The sequence below is a fragment of the Micromonospora sp. ALFpr18c genome, assembly GCF_008868155.1.
Classification (GTDB): domain Bacteria; phylum Actinomycetota; class Actinomycetes; order Mycobacteriales; family Micromonosporaceae; genus Micromonospora.
Genome location: NZ_WBKR01000462.1, coordinates 1 through 602 on the forward strand (window position 1 = coordinate 1; position 602 = coordinate 602).

The window sequence follows — 602 nt, forward strand, 5'->3', positions numbered from 1 at the left end:
GGCACGACGATGTGGCGGCTGTTGACCCGCCTCGACGCGGCCCTGCTCAGCGCTGTTCTGGCCGGCTGGCTGCGGTCGCGGACACCGCCGGCACCCGCCCGACCGCGCCGCTACCGGACAGTGATAGCCGTCGACGGCAAAACGTTGCGGGGCGCCCGCCTGCCCGCCGGCCGCCAGGTGCATCTGCTGTCCGCGCTGGACACCAGCACCGGCATCGTCCTGGCCCAGGTCACCGTCGACACGAAGAGCAACGAGATTCCGGCCTTCACACCCCTGCTCAACGCCGTCGAGAAAGTCCTGGGCAGCCTGACCGGGGTCCTGTTCGTCGCCGACGCGATGCATACCCAAACCGGTCACGCCGAGCAGATCACCAACCGCGGAGCACACCTTCTCCTGCAGGCAAAGGGCAACCAGCCCACTCTTCATGCCCAGCTCAAGAACCTGCCCTGGGCGCAGATCCCGGTCGGTGACCGCACCCGCGACCGCGGACACGGCCGTAAGGAGACCCGCACGGTCAAGGCTGTCACCCTGCACATCCCGGGCGGGATCGCCTTTCCGCGCGCCCAGCAGGCCGCCCGGATCATCCGGACCCGCACCGTGGA

1 protein-coding gene is annotated in these 602 nt (G+C 69.6%); it reads left to right on the forward strand.

Annotated elements, in window-relative coordinates:
- Nucleotides 1-602 (forward strand): ISAs1 family transposase (locus F8271_RS31695; RefSeq protein ID WP_151493433.1); only part of this gene is annotated, 602 nt, incomplete at both ends.